Origin of the sequence: Protofrankia sp. Cas3, from assembly GCF_963555955.1 — a bacterium.
In the GTDB taxonomy this organism is placed as follows: domain Bacteria; phylum Actinomycetota; class Actinomycetes; order Frankiales; family Frankiaceae; genus Protofrankia.
Map to the genome: position 1 here is coordinate 1 of NZ_CAUVXP010000067.1, position 16410 is coordinate 16410.

Consider the following 16410-nt stretch of genomic DNA (forward strand, 5'->3'; position numbering starts at 1 on the left):
TGCCGGAAGATCCATTACGGCGAGACGGTGAGATCAACGAGGAACGGCACGCCCGTGACCTGCGAGACCCACGAAGTGGGGCGCTATCCCGCCCAGCGGGTGATGGAGCACTGTTCGTCGCGGAGCCAGGTTCGTAGGCCGGGGTGTCCGGCGCGGTCGGCACAGAGAAGCGCAGTGCGGGTCTGGGTCATGGCCGCGTTGATCTGTCCGAGGTCAAGGCCGGCGGTCGTCTGCGGCCATAAGACTCAGCCCTTCCGGTCCTGCCTGGTCGGGAGACGGGCCGTTGCGGCTCTTCTCCCGACCAGGGTAGGCAGGAAGGACGTTCATCTGTGGTAAAGAGACGCCTGAAGTTGGAAGGGCGGGGGCGTAGACGGTCGGGCTGCGGCGTGCGCGGGCGGGTGGTGCCAATAGGTCGTCGATCGGATACTCGAAGATCGTTTCCAGTACCAGGCAGGCCACGGGATAGGGGCGGGTCTTGAGCGTGCCGGCCATCCACCGCTTGGCCTGACGTTCCCCGATCTCATCTGCCTTCACCCTGAGTGATCGAGCTGCGGCCGTGTACTCATGGAGGAAGTCCTGGACGGTCCAGCGCCGCTCATGGACAAGACGGCCAAGCAGGGTGCGGAAGGTGTTCACGAGCGGCGGTGTCTGGTGGCGGGTGCGGACTCTCGGGTGGTGATGACCGGAGCACGTCCGCGGGCGGATCTGGTTCCGGACGGGGTGGGCTTCTGCGGCTACCGCGTGCGGCTGCGTGACGAGGACGCCGTATCGCTGATCGAGGTGTGGGAGGTCGTCTTCCCGGCCTGGGTCGTGGCAACCGAATCCGCACACCCACAAGAGCGAACGCCATAACGGCGTCGTCGTCGTAGGCACAGGCGCATGCGGCGACGGACGGCAGAGCCCCCGTCGCCGCATGGAGAAGATCTGGAGTTTCGGTTCGTAGCCGCCTGCCCACCGTCGCACCCGGGGCGGGAGCGACGAGCCGATCACGTTCCGGCCGGCGCCTCACCGGGTAGCGCCTCGCCGGACAGGACGCCTTCGGCCACCGCGCGCATCGTGCGCCGCTGGTTCATCGAGGTGCGCTGTATCCAGCGGAAGGCATCGGGCTCGGTCATACCGTGCTCAGTCTGCAGGACACCCTTGGCCCGTTCGATGATCTTTCTGGCCTCGAGGCGACCCTGCAGGTCCTCAACCTCGGCTTCCAGGCTGACGATCTCGGTGAAGCGGCTCATCGCCATCTCGATCGTCGGCAGCAGGTCCTTCTTCTGGAACGGCTTGACGACGTAGGCCATCGCCCCGGCCTCCCGTGCCCGTTCCACGAGCTCCCGCTGACTGAACGCGGTCAGGATCACCACCGGTGCGATGCGCTCCTTGGCGATGTGCGCACCGGCCTCGATCCCGTCCATCCGGGGCATCTTGACATCGAGGATGACCAGGTCGGGGCGGAGCTTGGACGCGAGGCTGACGGCCATCTCGCCGTCACCGGCCTCACCGACCACCTCGTAGCCCTCCTCCTGCAACATCTCGCGAAGATCGAGACGGATCAGCGCCTCGTCCTCGGCGATCAGCACCCGGCGGGGGGTCGAGGATGGCTGGCTCATCGAGTCGGACTCCTGGTCTCGCAGGGTTAGGATGACACCGTTGACCCGCTGTAACGCCGGGGTGGGCAGTCGATCCGCACCTTACCCGGCTAGAGTCGTAGAGGAAGCCCTACCTGCACATCAAGCGGTCCGGTAGCGGCTTGCAGTACCCGAGAGCCCCGCGCTCCAACCAGGCGGCCCCTGTACTCCAACGGCAGAGAGACGGTGCTCAAACCACCGACAGTGTGGGTTCGAATCCCACCGGGGGCACGTACAGCATCTACACGAGAGCTACTCAGGCGCACGGTCGAGGCTGAGCCGCGGATGCGGCAGAGCGTCCAGGAGCGCGAGGCTGTCGGGTCCGGTCGTGCGAGGTCGGACTCATCGGCGGCGTCAAGCTCAGCGAGGAGGTCGACAGCGGCGCGGCGTTCGACATTGAGGTCGTCATAGGCGCGGCGTAGCCCTTGGGTGAACGGGTCGTCCGGGTCACCGGTCTGGGCTTGGCGCAGGAGGTTGTCCTGTCGGCGGGTCAGATCGGCGATCTTTCGTTGAAGCCGATCACGTGCGGCCAGCAGAGTCATGCGGTCGGAGCCGAAGACACGGTCGAGGTAGAAGACAGCGCCGGCGTCAAGAAGAACGTCTTCGCGGATGCGGACGGTTGCCCCGCTTCAAGATCATTTCTCAGAAATCTCGACCTGAAAGTTGGGTGTTCTCGATCTTGATGAGGGGTTTGCGGGCGGGATTGGTGTGGACCTCGATCGGCCGGTCGAAACCGAGGGCCTCGTGCGGCCGGATGTGGTTGAAGATCTGCCGGTAGGCCGCGGCTTCCCGGGCGAGATCGTCCAGGGTCTCGATCTCCATGCGGTACAGGTGCCCGTATGTCAGTGACCCGAACGCGCGTTCTCGGACGCTGTTCTGGCCGGGGCTGCGCCGTCTCGTGCGGATGTGGAGCAGCTCGGGACAGGACGCGAGGAACCACGCGAACACCGTGCCCTTGAACGCGGCGCCGTTGTCGGTGACCAGCATGATCGGTCAGATCTCGCCGGTGGCCGGGTCTGCGAGCTGCTCCGCCAGTGGACGGCCACCGGTGAGCCGTGCCGCCTCAGCGATCGCTATCTGGACGGCGGCGATCGCGTCCGCGCCAGCGCAGCCCGGTCCGATGCGCCAGCCATACTCATACGTCGAGTAGTAGTCACACACCCCGACCAGCCACCAGCGCCTCAACCCGAGTCCGTCCCGCACCACGCCCCAGTCCCACCACACCGGACTGAAGATCCAGAAACATCGGCGCAAAAAGCCATCCAGACAGGCAGGATACGAAATCCGCCGATCGGATGTGATTGGCAACAGTCGCGACGACAGTCATCAACAGTGCCGTCGACACCATGACCGTGCGGCTTTGAAGATCCCAGCAGCGATGACACTCGGTAATATTCACTACTCTGCGTCAGTGAGAATATGCGCGATGCCCCGATATGCTTCACTTCTGGCCGGACGGGGGCGACATGGACAACAGGATGGACTTCTTCCTCAGTTACACCGCAGCGGACCGGCATTGGGCCGAGTGGATCGCGTGGCAACTGGAGGACGCGGGTTACACGGCCGGACTGCAGCAATGGGATTTCACCGCCGGCGGAAACTTTATCTCTCAGCTGGAGACCGTGCTCACCAGCGCGGAGAAGGTCATCGCGGTAGTTTCTCCAGCCTATATCCGGTCTACAACGGTGATGTCTGAGGCCTCGACAGGGATCCAAAGCGAGAGACTGATCCCTGTCCGGGTGCAGCCCGTGGAGACGCCGGCGGCGTTTGCCGGTTTGGCCTGGGTCGACCTCGCGGGGACCAGTGATGCGGCGGAAGCACGGGAGCGTCTGCTCCGCGCCGTCCAGGGAGGACGGCGTAAACCTCGTGGCGTGCCGGTGTTCCCCGGCTCCGCGGTCGGACAAGACGAGTACAGCCCGCGTTTTCCTCAGAATAGAAACCAGCTCGACAGCCTCGGCCGTGATGACGGTGAACGCGCGCCGGGTCCACGAGCCCTCCTCGTGCATGCATCCGGCGACGCCACCTTCGCAGTCGAGTTAGCGGACTCGCTGCGGACGCTCCTGGTGGAGGGGTGTTATCGGGGATCGACATGCACCCGGTCCAGCAAGACGTCGAGGAAGCCAGCGGGCTACGGATGGCCACCGGCGTGCGTAAGGCAGAAGTCGCGTTGCTGCTGGTCAGCCGTGATCTGCTGGCGACGGAGTACGGCTCGTCTCGAGATATGAACGTGCTTCTCCGCCGCCACGAGGACCGCCAAGCCGTGGTGCTACCGGTCCTGGTGCGCGCGACGTCCTGGGAACACCAGTCCTTCGGGCGCCTTACCCTGCTGCCCTCCGACGGTGTTCCCGTCACCCAGTGAGCTTTTCCCCGTAACCGGTAGTTGCGGTGGGTAGTCACAATGATGTGTGCCTGTGTTGGTCGTCAGGTGGTGCGACCGTGTTCGGTGTGGAGGACGACGAGGGCGGCTTTCACGATCAGGCCGATCTTCCAGGGGTCGAGGCTGACGTTCCGCAGGGCCTTGAAGTGCTTCAGGAGGGCGTTCGCGCGTTCGCCGACGGCCCGCAGGGCGTTGTGGATCCGGTTGTGCCGTTTCTGGTCGTCGGGGAGGTCTCTGTTCTTGGCCTTCTTGTACGGGACCGCGACCTGGCCTTGTAGCCCTTCGTAACCGAGGTCGGCGAGGACCTCGCCGCCGGCATCGGTCCAGTCGACGAGCACCGGCAGGGCGCCGGAGGCGCGCAAGGCGGTGGTGTCGTGCTCCCGGCCGGGCCGGACGTCGGAGACCCACAGCGGCCAGCCGTCGTCGGGGGCGGAGACGACCTGGACGTTGCCACCGTGGTTCCTGATTTTTCCGGACCACCACAGGTCCACGCCGCTGGTCGGGCCAGGGACGGAGACCCGGTCGGTCTCGACCACCGTGCCGTCGACGACCACGTGCTCGTAGCCGGCGGCCTTGGCCGCGAGCAGCGCGTTGCGCAGGTCGGGGGCCTGCCAGGCCAGCACCGCGACACCCTCGTGCAGGCAGCGGTAGCCGACCGACTTGCTGACCTTGTGGTCGTCGCACAACTGTTTGACCCGTGTCCCATCGCAGAACCAGCGCAGGACGAACACGGCCTGTTCCCAGGGGGAGAGCTTACGGGTCCCCTCCCGGGTACCTTTCCGCTTGCGTTCCGCGACCAGCAGTACCGCCAGGCGCACGACAGTGTGATCGCCAAGGGGCAGCTCGGCGGTGTATGTGACACTCACAGGGGACGTGGGGCCTCTCGGAAGTCGATCCGTAGGAAGACAGCTTCCTACCGGGGCCCCGCGTTTCGTCTTTCACCGCCCCGATCCCACAGCCGGGACTCTCCACAGCCAGTGACGCTCACGGAGCGTGGCAGACCGTTGCGGGGAATGGCTCACTGCCGGTACCAGGAGTGCCGGTTCGGCATCGCCGAGGAGGAAGAGATTCCCGAGTAGTCGGAATATCTTATAAGTACATCCTGTATTCGAGCAATTCCGCTGTGGAATCATTGCCCTGTGCAGAAGCTGCCAGACGGACAGGGCGCCGACAACGGGGCACCGAACCGTCGACCAGCATCAACTGCGAACAGAAAATATGATTGCGGCGGGCAGAACCCTCCCAGCAAGGCGATCTCCGGATCATCGGGCGGAATTTTCCCGCCTCTTCCCGGGGTCGTTTCGCGGTCTGTTGGTGACGCCATCTGCGCTGGTCCGGGCCGCGGCTCTGCCGATTTCCGGCGTGCCGGCGGTGCTGTCGATCCCGCCCCGGCCGCGCGCTCCGGCACGTCGCTGCGGTCGGACCATCTAGCCATGCAGAGTCGGCGGCTGTTTTGCGCCGATAACTCGGTCGGTTGAGCTTCCGTGGAAACATAGCATTCTTTCATGATCCACAAGAACGACTATCTGTGGCTTCGCTCCGAGATAGTCATCGAACGCTGGAAAAGGGAGGGCAAGCCTTTCAAGTGGATCGCCACCCTGAGGAGATCGCCATGTAGGCGAGGATGCCGCACCGCGACTTCAGGAAACTGCTCGCCAACAACTGGCGGTAGCGGCAGAGTTATGAAGGACACCAGCGTAACTACGATCACGTGTCAGTCATCGTGACGGAGGCCCGCGGTGTGGTCCCGTGATCGGATGCCGCCGGATGGATGCGTCGACGGCCCATCTTCTTGGCGCTGCAGTCAACAGGTTCAGAGCCCAGCAGATATCTTGTCTGACAATTCCCGAGGAGGATCTTTCTATGACCCTGGTAGACCGCGATGAGGCATTGCAGACGGTGGAAAGAATGTTCGATGACTGCACCCGAGGAAGGGCTGGCTCTCTGCTCATCAGCGGCGCCACCGGAGTCGGTAAGACGGCACTACTCAATACCTTTGTCGCAACCGCGGAGAAGTCCGGGTTTCCGGTCCTTTTGGCAACCTCTTCCTTCCTCAATCGGAATCTTCCACTGAACGTCCTACGCCAGCTACTCAGCAGCTCGGCAATGTGTATCGACAAGGCTGCGAGGCTCAAGCTGTTGCTCGATGCATCCGGACCAGGAAGCTCCGGGTGTACCCGCGCTTCGGGTCCAGCTTCCGAATCCACAGTCAAAGATCTCCAGTCGGCGAGGGCGCGGTCCACTGGATCAGCCCGGCCGACCGCTCGATCCAGTTCTCTGATTTCCGGTCCAAAGGACCAGCCGCTTCCTTCCTGGCAGCTTCCGTCAGCTGTTGTCGACGAGCTGTGCGTAGAGCTGCTCGGGCTCGCACGGCGGCGGCCGGTACTGATCGGGATTGACGATGTGCAGCATGCTGATTGGCCGTCGCTGCACTTCCTGGCCCATCTCGCCCGCCGCCTCAAGGGAACCCGTGCACTATTTGTCTGCGCCGCTCGACCATGCGTCGATAGCATTTACCAAGATCTCTGTGTCGACTTTCTCCGCCAACCATATGCGGATCACCTGCGGCTGGGCCGCCTTACACTCGACGGTGTCACCAGCCTCCTCAGGCGACGGATCGACAAGCCAACCGCATATCGGCTGGCAGCCGCGGTACACGCAACAAGCGGCGGCAACCCCCTCCTGGTGACGGCATTAGTCGAAGACTGCAGTATCGCATCCTCGGCCAGTGCGGGGCAGCAGCCGGCAGTATCGCCGGGCCCCGGCAAGGAGTTCAGGGAGGCCACGCTGGCAATTGTCGCCAGGGTGTACGACCCGATTCGGCAGGGTGCCCGGGCGCTCGCGGTTCTGGGTGACTTCGGCTCGGCGAGGCTACTAGGGCGGTTGATCGACGTCGACATCAGATCAGCCAACTACATCGTCGACACGTTGGAGGAGGTCGGACTCGTTGCCGACGGCCGCATCCGGCATTCGGCAATACAAACGTCCTTGCTGCTGGATCCAGCCTTTGTCGACCTGCCGGACATGCAGCTACGAGCCGCCCGCGCATTGCAGGAGGTCGGTGCGCCTGCGCCGGTCGTGGGAAACTACATCCTCGCGGCGGGTCGAGCCGAGGGATCATGGGCGGTAACGGAGTTGCAGGAGGCAGCCGAAGAAGCATTGACCAATCATCAGCTGGAATTAGCTGGCAGGCTCCTCGAGCTTGCTGATCGCTCAAACATGAGCGGGCCGCAAGGCGCCGCGGTCAAGGCACGGCTTGTGGACGTTGTCTGGCGACGCGATCCAGCTGAGGCATGCCGCCATTTTACCGAACTTCTCGCGTACGCTCGAGAAGGGCACCTAAGTACTCGCGCCGCGGCCAGCCTCATCCGCCGGCTCGTGTGGCATGGTCGCCTGGCCGAGGCGGAGGAAGTGCTCCGGCTGCTTTCAAATATTTTCCAAAGGAAGCCGGACTCGGAATCCGACCTTCCAGCGACGTTGCTATGGCTCTTTTTCTTCTGCCCGGCGCTGGTGCCCGCCAAGGCGTTGTTGGCACCGGCCGGAGGTCTCGAGTCCCTGGCCGCGGGGGCCCGCAGTCGCCCATGGGTGCAGGCGGCGGTTCAGCTTCCGGCGTTACTCGCCCAACAAAGGCGGGAGGAGATTTTCGCGGTCGTGGAGAAGATTGTCTGCGACTCGGTCGGCGACCGTATGGAGACCGAAGCCACAGAGCTTGCCATCGCCGCGCTGGACATGGCCGACGCCACGAAGCGGACCGCTGCTCTGCTCACACGGCTCACTGATGAGGGCGACCGGCCGCTGAGCCCAATCCTGCGAGCATCGGGTGCCCTGATCCGGGCGAAAGCTGCGCTCCGCCGCGGTGACCTGCTGGGCGCACACGAGTTCGCTTCTGCCGCGCTCACTCGCATGCCGCAGCTGGGCTGGGGTCTGGCGGTGGGGGAGCCGCTGAGCATCCTTCTGCATGTGCTGACAGAAATGGGCAGGCAGTCGGAGGCAGCCGAGTTGCTGGTCCGGCCCGTGCCCGAGGCGATCTACGGGACCCGATTCGGCCTGCTCTATCTGCGGGCCCGCGGCCGCTACCATCTTTCGGGCGGTCGGTTCCACACTGCGCTTAGTGACTTTCTCGCGTACAAGGAGACCCTGGACGAATGGAATATGGACCTACCATATCTGCCATGGCGAACTGATGCCGCCGAGGCCTACCTCGGGCTTGGTGAGCTGGCCACGGCCAAGGACCTGGTCGAGAACCAGCTGGGCCTACTCGGCTCCGGAGCGCCCCGCCATCGGGCCATCTCACTCCGGATACTGTCGGCTACCGTCGAGCCGAGGCACCGGCCAGAACTGCTGCGAGAGTCGGCTGGGCTGCTGGAGGCAGACGGCGACCTGCTAGAGCTTGCCTACAGTCTTGCCGAGCTCGGTCGGGTTTACCAAATGCTCGGGGAGCGGGGCCTCGCGAAACGGACAAGAGATCGTGCTTGGCGCTACGCCGGTCACTGTCATGCCGAGGCACTACGCCGACGGTTGTCGGCGAGGTCCGACAGTCATCACAGCTCCATCACTGCTGTTCCCTTTGCTCATGCCGCCAGATTAAGCGACGCGGAGCGGCGGGTAGTGACGCTGGCCGCGGAGCACTATACCAATCGCGAGATAGCCGATAAACTCTACATAACGGTCAGTACGGTGGAGCAGCACCTTACCCGGGCGTACCGGAAGCTTAACATCCGGAACCGGCAGGCTCTTTCCAGCCTGATCGTGGACAGTTCCACTCCCCCGACGAACACCAGCTAGGCCGAGGTATCGCAGATATAGGACCGATGTCCAAGCGTCGCCCCCGGACGGAGTCGATGTGCGCCACGGCCGAGACGTACCTGGAGAACCGGCGGGTCAGGCTCGCGGTCCGCAGGAAGTGTTCGAGATGGCACATCAGGCGGGAGTCGTCTGTACCGACGAATATTTCCTGCACCCCAATCCTTACCCGAGTCGCGACGCCCGATGCCGCGCCCGGCCGCCCGGTCCAGCATGACCGCGCCCGCTGCCGGAGAGAGCCTGCTTGGCGGCCATCTTCCACCGGAGGTGGCCCTCGTGGAGTCGTTTGCCGATCCGCGGCCGGCCGCGCTGTTTCCCGAGGAGGCCGAAGTCGTCGCCCGGGCCGTCGAGAAGCGGCGACGGGAGTTCAGCGCGGTCCGCGCCTGCGCGCGTGCCGCGCTCGCCAAAGTTGGGATACCGCCGATACCCATCCTGCCCACCGGCGAGGGTCCGGGTTGGGCCAGCGGCGCTCCCCGCTGGCCAGCAGGAATCGTCGGCAGCATGACACATTGTGATGGCTATCGCGCCGCAGCCGTGGCGCATGCTGCCATAATAACCTCGCTTGGCATAGACGCCGAACCACATGGCCCGCTTCCCTGGGGCACAGAGGAGACGGTGGCTCGGCCGGAGGAACGGCGGCTCCTTGCCCGACTGGCCGTAAGCCATCCAGGCACGCACTGGGACCGCCTGCTGTTCAGTGCCAAGGAGAGCGCGTCCAAAGCATGGTTTCCGCTCACCCGCCGCTGGTTGGACTTCGACGACTGTGCCATCAGCGTCGACCCCGACGGGGGCACGTTCGCCGCGGACCTGCGGGTTCCTGGGCTGATTGTCCAGGGTAGGCGCATCAACCGCTTCACGGGCATCTGGCGTGTCCTGAACAGAGACGGTCAAGGGTACGTGGCGACCGCGGTCATCGTGACACCTCCAACGGAGGTCGTGTCCTGGGAAGACGACCACAGTGCCACCAGCGGTGAGCGTGTTCCAGATCTCGAAGGTGGTGGCGTCGAATGCCGGATTGGCAGAATTGGCCACCCGGTCACCCGGCTCGACGGTACAGAACTTCGATCCGATGACCAGCCGCCGCACAACCCTGTGTGGCACGACAACGCCCTTGGGTCGTCCGGTGGATCCCGAGGTGAACGCCACGTAAGCCGGTGATTCCCGGGTGAGTCGCAACTCGGGAAAGTAGTCGCTGCCGCCCGCGGAGACTCGGATCACCCGCACCTCCGAGGGCAGACGGCGCCAGCGGTCGGCGGCTCCGGCAGTTCGGGAGGCAGAACAGAGCACCAGATCGGTACCAGCGTCCTCCAAAATACCCGCGATCCGCTCGGCCGGGGACATCAAATCCAGCGGCAGGTAGGCCGCCCCCCAGGGCCCCGGCATTTTTGCTGGGAAGCGGTTCGTAGTTCGTGGTGAGGGGTTGCGGTGTTGGTGGGGTGTGGGTGTCTGCGGGGCGTCGGGCCCTGACGTGGGACGGGCATGACACCTGGGTGATCATGGAGGTTCCTACGCCAGCCTGATCATCCCTGGGGTGCCATGCCCGCCGTGCCATTATCCGCCTGCGATCCTGTTCTGGATCAGCTGGCCGCCTCGATCGCCGACACGGTGCCGCCGCCTGTGTCACCGGCCGGTCTGCTGGCGGTGTTCGCCCGGCTCGCCGATCCACGGAAACGCCGCGGGCGTTGCTACGAGTTACCAGTGCTCCTGACGTTGGCGACGTGCGCGGTGCTGGCGGGAGCCCGTTCGTTCACCGCGGTCGCCGAGTGGGCCGCCGACGCCGGCGAGGTGGTGTGGGCGGCGCTGGGGATCGTGCGGACTCCGGACGAGTCCACGTTCCGGCGGGTATTCGCCCGCCTCGACGCCGACGCGTTCGATACCGCCCTGGGTACCTGGGCCGCCGCGGCGACGGTTCCGCCCGACGGTCGGCTGCGGATCGCGGTGGGCTGTCACGATCGACATGTCCACGACCTACGCCTCCGCCGCCCGCGAGGCGCTGCCCCACGCCCTGCTCGCGATCGACGGTTTCCACGTCAGCCAGCTGGCGAACAAGGCGATCGGCGACACACGCCGTCGGGTCGCCCACGAGCTGCGCGGCCGCCGGGGCAGGGCGACCGACCCGGAGTACACGATCCGCGGGCTGCTCGTCCGGGCCGAGGAGAAGCTCTCGCCCGCCGCCCGCGGGAAGCTGCTGTGCGCCTCGCCGACCTCGGCGGGGACACCGGCCTCGCGATCGGCACCGCCTGGCGCACGAAGGAACACCTGCGCGCCGTGCTCGCGCTCTCCCCGACTCGCACCGGCCTCGCGACCTGCCGCACCGACATCGACAGGGCCCTGACCAGGTTCTTCGAGTACGCCGCCACGACCGGCGCGACCGTTCCCGAGGTCGTCACCCTCGCCGAGACCGTCTCCCGGTGGCGTGAGGAGATCGCCAACGCGGTGCTCCACGGCCTGACCAACGTCGTCCACCAGCAGACCCGCACCCGCTACGTCGCCTCCCGCGCCACCCGCCCGGCCTGCCCACTCCCCGTCACCACCACCACATCCGCAGCGTGATCACCCCAACACGGTTTCAGACGTAGTGCGCAGAGCCCTATTTTCGGGAGATGCTACCCCTATTAAGGAGCCGATATCCTTATCGCCTGAGCCAATTACCTTATTGCCTCGGCCGTTGGGTTCCCTTCCGAGGAGCTGTCGATAGCGTATTCCCTAAGAGGACTGTCTCATGCCGTTTGGATACGGCGCGCGCTCAGAGCGAAGGAGTCACCATGACCCAATCGTCGATCGGCGCTGAGGGGCAGGTAGCGGATGACATCCCCGACTACCCCATGCCCCGCGCGAAGGGCTGCCCGCTGGACCCGTCACCGGGGCTGCGCGACCTGCAAGTCAAGGCGCCGCTTGCGCGGGTCCGACTCTGGGATGGCAGCACACCCTGGCTGGTGACCAGGCATGCCCTCCAGCGCGCCCTGCTGGCCGACAAGCGGGTCGGCTCCGACATACTGCTTCCGGGATACCCGCACGTCAGCGAGAGCTTCCGGGATCGCCGGGCAGAAATCCGCGCCTTCATCAACATAGACGACCCCGAGCACGCCCGTCAACGCCAGATGCTCAGCCCTTCGTTCACCGTCAAGCGGATCGAGAAACTGCGCCCAACGGTTCAGCGCATCGTCGACGACCTCATCGACAAACTGCTTGCCCAGCCCAAGCCGGTCGATCTGCTATCAGAGTTCGCCTTGCCGGTTTCGTCGCTGGTCATCTGTCACGTGCTCGGCGTGCCCTACGAGGATCGCGAATCCTTCCAGCGCACCAGCCGCATCCTCATGCACCGCCAGAGCACGAAGGAGACCGCGCTGGCGGCCCAGATGGAGCTGGTCGGCTACTTCGATCAGCTGATCGGCCGCAAGCTCGACGCTCCCGCTGACGACCTGCTGTCCCTGCTGGCCACCGAACAGCTCAAGACCGGACAGATGACGCGCCCGGATCTCGCCATGATAGCCCTCATATTGCTGATAGGGGGCCATGAGACCAGCGCCGACATGATCACGCTCGGCGCGCTGGCCCTGTTGATGCATCCCGATCAGCTCGCCATGGTGCGGGAAACCGACGACCCCAAGCTGATCGCCTCGGCCACCGAGGAGCTCCTGCGCTACTTGTCCATCGCCCACGGAGGACGCCGCCGAGTGGCCCTGGAGGACATCGAGATCGCCGGAGAGGTGATCCGCGCAGGCGAGGGCTTGGTCATCCCTACCGAGATCGGCGACCGGGACGAAACCGTCTTTCACGACCCGGACGTGCTCGACGTGCATCGGGACGCCCGTAAGCACAACGTTTTCGCATTCGGCATGCACCAGTGCCTCGGACATCCGCTGGTGCGGGTGGAACTTCAGACCGTCTACGGCACCCTCTACCGTCGTATCCCGACCCTTGCCCTGGCCGTTGATGTCAGTGATCTGGAGTTCAAGAACGAAGGACTTGCGTATGGCGTACACGAATTGCCGGTGACCTGGTAATTCATCCCGCCCCGGTAGCAGCAGTCACGAGAAGGAGAGTCTCATGCACGTTCACGTGGAGAAGGACAAGTGCATCAGATCGGGCAATTGCACCGTGGCCGCACCTGACGTTTTCGACCAATACGAGGACAGCGGCGTCGTCTTCCTTCGAACCGACCATCCGGCACCGGAACAGGAAGGCGACGTCCGTGATGCCGTTTCGATGTGCCCGGTATTGGCGATCACGGTCACGGAGAAATGACGCCCGTATTCCGATCCCGATCACTGATCGGGTAGCCGGCATCCGGCATCGGTCAGTGGTGTACGGGCTCAGCGCCGGCGTTATGAGGAAGTAAGAATCGGCCACCGCAGTTCCTTCGGACGGATTGAAGATCACGAAAGCGAATGCTGCGATGGCGCACGGCTTTACGGGTGCGGGGTGAAAGACCCGACCGGCACAGGCCCGGAGCGAGCGTCGGCTGGCCGACGCGCTGCTGGAGCTACGGTGCGAGCCCTCGCAGACAGCGCCGCTGGCCCTCGGCGTGCTGCACGCCGAGGGCCAGCGAGGACTTCCCGGACCCGAAGGCCCGGTGAGCGGCAGGCGCCGACGCTGATCAGCCCGTCGCGCGTACGCCGGACATCCGAGCGGGTGCCAGCGCGGGCTGGAGCCGTGCGGCCAACTCGGCGCGCCGCTTGACCTTCAGCTTGCGGTACACGCGGCTGAGGTGCTGCTCGACGGTGCTGATCGAGAGGAACAGCTTCTGGCCGACCTCCCGGTTGGTGTACCCCTGCGCGGCCAGCACGGCCACCCGGCGTTCCGCCTCGGTGAGCGCGAGCGTTTCGTCCGTCGCGGCCGTGGCCTGGTGGGCGGTGTCGGTCGGCTGCACCACGCTGAGCACGGACCGGCCGCCGAGGTGCAGCCGGGACGTCTCGGCGATGCGCCGGGCCCGGCGGGCGAGCACGCGGGCGTCGGCGGCCTTGCCCACGACGTAGTTCTTCTCGCTCAGCTCGTTCAGCGCGCGGGCCAGCTCGACGGTGTCGCCGCACTTCTCCAATGCCTCGACGGCCTGGGTGAGCAGCGCGAGCGCCCGCCGCGGCGAGGATGTGGTGGCGGCCAGCACGCGCAGCGCGACCCCGCGGGCCGAGCCGGCATCGGGACTGGCGAGTTCGAGCTGGGCATCGGCCAGCATCCTCGCGCGGTCGACCTTGCCTGCGCGCAGCAGAGCCTGCGCCAGGTCGGTGCGCCACGGCACCAGGCTGGGCTGGTCCATTCCCCACCGCTGCATTGTTTCGCCGCAAACCTGAAAGTCCTCGATCGCGGCATGTACTTGCCCGGTGGCCTGGTAGAAGTGGCCGCGCGCGTGCCAGTAGAGCAGGCCGAAGCGGGTCTCGGCGACGCCCCGGGGCATTGTCTGCTGTACCAGGCGAGCGGCCTCGTCCAGCTCACCCAACGCGGTGTGCGCGGCGATCAGGCAATGCAGCGGAGCGCCGAGGTGGACGCCCCAGCCGGGCACGGAGAGCGCGTTCATCGCGAGGCTGGCGTGGCGGATCACGGCTGGTAGGTCGCCGCGGCGCAGTGCCACCTCGGCGCGCAGCGATGACAACGTTGCGGTACCGATTGAGCTGCGCACCCGGGCGGCGTTGTCCATCAGTACGGCGCACCAGCGTTCGGCAGCGTCGAGGTGCCCGGCGTAGATCAACACCTCCAGCGCGGAGACCAGCGGGTAGTGAACGGCGTCCGCCGACGCCGAGCTGCGTAGCAGGTAATCGGCCTCGAGCGCGGCATCCTCGGTCCGTTTGCCCAGCAACAGGTCGCTGAGCAGCCGCGTGGCGCGCAGCTCGGGACTCAGCGGTTCCGTCAGGCGGACAGTCGGCGTGTCCGGCACCAGACCGGGGTAGGTGCAGGCGAGCCAGGCGAAGAAGGCGGCCTGTTCGGCACTGCTCGGGTCCCGGCCGGCGAGCGCGCGGATGGCCTCGGCGGCGGCGTTGTAGTGGCCGTACCAAAGCATGTTGCGAACGACGGCGACTGCCTCGCGATCGCGCAGATGCCCGTCGCGGACCGCAGCGGGCAGGTCGGGAAACCGGTACCTCGCCTCGGACGGGTGCAGCCACCATTCGGTCATCGAGCGCAGCGCGTCAACCTCGGCCTGTTCCCGGGATGAGCCGGCCTGGTCCCCGACGAGGTCAAGATAGGACAACGCGGCCTCGTAGCGCCCGGCGTCCAGCGCCTTGCGAGCCTCGCACCGCAGTAGATCGGTGGCCCATCGGCCGGCGGGGCAGCCCGCTGCCAGCAGCTGGATGAGGACGGATTCCGTGGGAGCGCCGGAGCGGTACAGGACGAGCGCGACGTGCTCGCGCAGCTCATCGGTCGGGTTGTCGCGAAGCACCGCGGCGCGGGCCACCTCATGGCGGAACTGTCGCCCCGAGAGCAGGCCCACGGCGTTGAGCCGGTCGACGAGCTGGCTGGTGGTCTCGGCCGAGCTCGACAGCAGACGGGCCAGCAGGTTGAGAGAAGGAGTCTCGTCGAGCACGGTCAGGATCCGTGCGGCCTGCACCGCCTCCTCGCCGCAGCGGCGCAGGCACAGGGTGACTGCGCCGCGGAACGCGTCGGCAACGACGACTCCGGGCGCCTCGCCTGTCCGGGCAGAACGCTCGCAGTCGTCGATGAGTGCCTGCAGCAGCATGGGACTGCCGCCGCTGATCTCGTGCAGCGGGCCCGAGAGGCGGGCGGCGGCCTTCTTGCCTAACGACTCGCCGACCATGGTGATCACGCCGTCGCGGGTCAGCGGAAGCAAGCGGATATGGCGGGCGTGCGGCAGACGCAGCATCTCGGATCGCAGCACCGGAAAGCGGGGCCGGGCGTCGGTGGACTCGTTGAGCACCGCGACTACGCGGGCGGTGCCGATCCTCACCAGCACGTACATCAGGACATGCAACGACCACGAGTCGACGTGCTCGAAGTCGTCCACCGCGACGACCACGCACCGGCGGCTCGCGAGCTCCTGCAGGATGTCGAGCAGGCCCTGCGCGACCTCGGCCTGCCGTTCGTTGATGACGTCGTCGGCGGAATGCTCATTTTCGGACCTGTGTGCGGTCGCGGCGTGACCGCACAGCAGTGCGGCGGCTGCGTCGCGGTACTCCGGAAGGAGCCGGGGACTACCGAGCAGCTGCCTGATCATGCTGAGCGGGAGTTCCCGCTCAGCTAACGAGCAGGACGCGGTGAGAATGATAGGATCAGATTCGGCCACACATTGGGAACCTAAGTCTTTACATTGGGAACCTAAGTCTTTGTGGCTCTGCCGCTTGAGACCCACGTGGTCCAGGAAGGTATTGACGAGCGTGGTCTTTCCCATTCCGACGGATCCACTCAGCAGGACGACAGACCCGTCGCCACCCTGGGCGAGCGAGAAAGCATCTTTCAGCTCCAGGAGTTCAGCGTCTCGCGTAGTCACGATGCACGGCCCTTTCCCCACGATCTTTTGATGCGTACTTGATGCGTTCTTAACGGTCTCAACCCTGGCCGTCTGCTGAAATCATCCAGAATGTCTGCCAGCCGATGGCCCGTAGGAAATCGACCTTGTCGCCCCCTAAATATATGGCGATCGCAAAGTCTTTGCGGCCAAGG

The 16410-nt window shown here is 65.6% G+C and carries 11 protein-coding genes, 1 tRNA gene and 6 pseudogenes; 12 read left to right on the forward strand and 6 right to left on the reverse strand.

Annotated elements, in window-relative coordinates; genetic code table 11:
* The first annotated feature begins 564 nt into the window (after positions 1 to 564).
* Positions 565 to 852 carry a hypothetical protein gene (locus U9983_RS14200; RefSeq protein WP_322754484.1) on the forward strand — a complete coding sequence of 96 codons (288 nt, stop codon included), beginning with the start codon at positions 565 to 567 and terminating at the stop codon, positions 850 to 852.
* A 134-nt stretch (positions 853 to 986) separates the two neighbouring features.
* Here the strand turns inward: U9983_RS14200 and U9983_RS14205 are convergent, their stop codons facing one another.
* Positions 987 to 1601: an ANTAR domain-containing response regulator gene (locus U9983_RS14205; RefSeq protein WP_322750886.1), complete on the reverse strand. Its 615-nt coding sequence runs from the start codon at positions 1599 to 1601 to the stop codon at positions 987 to 989.
* A gap of 176 nt (positions 1602 to 1777) precedes the next feature.
* Here U9983_RS14205 and U9983_RS14210 point away from each other — a divergent pair.
* A tRNA-Leu gene (locus U9983_RS14210) sits at positions 1778 to 1850 on the forward strand.
* A 411-nt stretch (positions 1851 to 2261) separates the two neighbouring features.
* Here the strand turns inward: U9983_RS14210 and U9983_RS14215 are convergent.
* The gene (locus U9983_RS14215) at positions 2262 to 2606 is read right to left on the reverse strand and encodes an integrase core domain-containing protein (RefSeq protein WP_322754485.1); all 345 of its coding nucleotides are present in this window, start codon (positions 2604 to 2606) and stop codon (positions 2262 to 2264) included.
* 6 nt (positions 2607 to 2612) lie between these two features.
* Entirely contained in the window at positions 2613 to 2825 is a 213-nt protein-coding gene (locus U9983_RS14220; RefSeq protein ID WP_322754486.1) for a hypothetical protein, read from the reverse strand.
* 272 nt (positions 2826 to 3097) lie between these two features.
* Here U9983_RS14220 and U9983_RS27860 point away from each other — a divergent pair.
* Both U9983_RS27860 and U9983_RS14225 read left to right on the forward strand, forming a co-directional pair.
* Positions 3098 to 3442: pseudogene (locus U9983_RS27860) on the forward strand (toll/interleukin-1 receptor domain-containing protein); the annotation flags it as partial.
* Between the two features lie 248 nt (positions 3443 to 3690).
* Positions 3691 to 3978 carry a hypothetical protein gene (locus U9983_RS14225; protein ID WP_322754487.1) on the forward strand — a complete coding sequence of 96 codons (288 nt, stop codon included), beginning with the start codon at positions 3691 to 3693 and terminating at the stop codon, positions 3976 to 3978.
* A gap of 62 nt (positions 3979 to 4040) precedes the next feature.
* Here U9983_RS14225 and U9983_RS14230 read toward each other — a convergent pair whose 3' ends face one another.
* The gene (locus U9983_RS14230) at positions 4041 to 4862 is read right to left on the reverse strand and encodes a transposase family protein (protein ID WP_322754488.1); all 822 of its coding nucleotides are present in this window, start codon (positions 4860 to 4862) and stop codon (positions 4041 to 4043) included.
* A gap of 1042 nt (positions 4863 to 5904) precedes the next feature.
* Here U9983_RS14230 and U9983_RS27865 point away from each other — a divergent pair.
* The 4 genes and pseudogenes from U9983_RS27865 to U9983_RS27875 all read left to right on the forward strand — a co-directional run.
* Positions 5905 to 6402: pseudogene (locus U9983_RS27865) on the forward strand (AAA family ATPase); the annotation flags it as partial.
* Between the two features lie 399 nt (positions 6403 to 6801).
* A complete protein-coding gene (locus U9983_RS14235; protein WP_322754489.1) occupies positions 6802 to 8781 on the forward strand; it encodes a LuxR C-terminal-related transcriptional regulator in 1980 nt (659 codons plus the stop codon).
* A gap of 130 nt (positions 8782 to 8911) precedes the next feature.
* Positions 8912 to 8998: pseudogene (locus U9983_RS27870) on the forward strand (metallophosphoesterase); the annotation flags it as partial.
* A gap of 14 nt (positions 8999 to 9012) precedes the next feature.
* A pseudogene (locus tag U9983_RS27875) lies at positions 9013 to 9588 on the forward strand (4'-phosphopantetheinyl transferase family protein); the annotation flags it as partial.
* A gap of 201 nt (positions 9589 to 9789) precedes the next feature.
* On the opposite strand, the pseudogene U9983_RS27880 reads toward U9983_RS27875, so the two are convergent.
* Positions 9790 to 10182 (reverse strand): annotated as a pseudogene (locus U9983_RS27880) (AMP-binding protein); the annotation flags it as partial.
* Between the two features lie 153 nt (positions 10183 to 10335).
* Between U9983_RS27880 and U9983_RS27885 the strand changes: the two are divergent.
* From U9983_RS27885 to U9983_RS14255, 4 genes and pseudogenes are all read left to right on the forward strand, one after another.
* Positions 10336 to 10683: pseudogene (locus U9983_RS27885) on the forward strand (transposase family protein); the annotation flags it as partial.
* 73 nt (positions 10684 to 10756) lie between these two features.
* Positions 10757 to 11134 carry a transposase gene (locus tag U9983_RS27890; protein ID WP_416211396.1) on the forward strand — a complete coding sequence of 126 codons (378 nt, stop codon included), beginning with the start codon at positions 10757 to 10759 and terminating at the stop codon, positions 11132 to 11134.
* A gap of 430 nt (positions 11135 to 11564) precedes the next feature.
* Entirely contained in the window at positions 11565 to 12806 is a 1242-nt protein-coding gene (locus tag U9983_RS14250) for a cytochrome P450 (RefSeq protein ID WP_322754492.1), read from the forward strand.
* 43 nt (positions 12807 to 12849) lie between these two features.
* Positions 12850 to 13047: a ferredoxin gene (locus U9983_RS14255; RefSeq protein WP_322754493.1), complete on the forward strand. Its 198-nt coding sequence runs from the start codon at positions 12850 to 12852 to the stop codon at positions 13045 to 13047.
* Positions 13048 to 13399: 352 nt separating this feature from the next.
* Here U9983_RS14255 and U9983_RS14260 read toward each other — a convergent pair whose 3' ends face one another.
* A complete protein-coding gene (locus U9983_RS14260; RefSeq protein ID WP_322754494.1) occupies positions 13400 to 16258 on the reverse strand; it encodes an AAA family ATPase in 2859 nt (952 codons plus the stop codon).
* Positions 16259 to 16410: the final 152 nt, after the last annotated feature.